General features: G+C 60.1%; 1 protein-coding gene. It reads right to left on the bottom strand.

The features are described from left to right. On the bottom strand, positions 1-1,332 hold a 1,332-nt coding region (locus tag H5U08_RS19000; RefSeq protein ID WP_297036792.1), incomplete at both ends, for a hypothetical protein.

The raw sequence follows: 1,332 nt of genomic DNA, 5'->3' as shown, positions 1-1,332 counted from the left end.
CATCAGCCTCAGCGATTCCAGATCCGGTTCAAACGTTTCCAGAAGAAACGCAATCTCCTGATCGACCAGCTCCGGCGGAGACCGCCCCACAAGAAAGCGCAGGAGGCGATCCCGATACCATGGGCCGCAGGCAAACGCCTTCCGCCACAGGGCGATGCCGTCTTCAAGCCGCCCCATGAATGCAAACTCAGCCCCGATACGGAAGAGCAGGTCACCGTCATTCGGACGGACTGCCAGTGCCTGCTCGTACCAGGTGAGGAGCGTTCCTTCGGATTCCGCACGCAAAAAAGACGTTTGACCGAGTATAAAATACGCTTCCGCCTGCAGGGGACATAACCGGCAGGCAACCAGCGATTCCTCAGATGCCCTATCCAGCAATTCCACATGATCCCCAAACGCCGCCCGCAACCACGACCTCAGCTCCTCAACGGAGGCAAATTGGGCATGAAGTGCTGCGTCGCGAATCTGGGAAAGCGGCATTGGGTTGGCGGAACACGACTGCTGGAGATGGAACAAGCGAAGATACGCCTTGGCTAGCCGCAAATGGGCCTCCGAACGCTTCGGATCGTAGCGCACAACATCCTGGAGACACCGGATCATTTCCCATTCTCGCTCCATCGCGTCTTTTAGCCGCGATCCGGGATCCCCGCCGGACGTTCGGGTTTTCACAACGTCGGCCGACGGAACTGCTTCCGCCTGCTCATTGAGTTCGGCGTCTCCGTCCTGGGCATCTTCCGCAGTCGCCGGCACGCCGTCGCGTGTATCCCCTCCCATCGCTTCTGGAGTCTCCGGGTGCTGGACAATCGTGGAGCCGTCTTCGCCCCGGAACAGTTCGTCGATGTCGTCCGCCTGTCGATACAGAATGAGGTAGCGGTGCCAGGCCAGTTCCGCGGAACCCGCCCTGTATCGTTCCACCAGGAGTGGAACTTCTATCGGCAGAGTCACCACGACCGCCAGGGACAATCCCATGGCCGCCAGGGCCAGTCGACGTTCTCCCATATGGGCTGATCTCGATGAGGTGGATACCCCGTGGCGAGTCGTTGGTGAGACCTTCTCCAACGCCGTACCGATCCGCACCAAACCCGCAAGACACCCCGCAAGGAGGCTGACCACACCGGCAAGGGCCGGATTATACCAGACGTAATCGACCAGCCCATGGAGTGTGAACGCCAGCAATCCTGCGGCAACAACGGCCGCCGCGGTGCGATACCGCAAATCCCTGGCCTGTGTCACGGCAACCCATGTCCATCGGCCAATCACGGTCAATCCCGCCAGCAAAAGCAGGAAGCCGGGCAGGCCGGTTTCCAGCAGGATCTGAAGAAAACCATTTTC

The sequence above is a fragment of the Thermogutta sp. genome (assembly GCF_014359955.1).
Lineage (GTDB): Bacteria > Planctomycetota > Planctomycetia > Pirellulales > Thermoguttaceae > Thermogutta.
The sequence above is the reverse complement of the archived record's forward strand: the minus strand, read 5'-3'. Positions and strand labels throughout refer to the sequence as shown.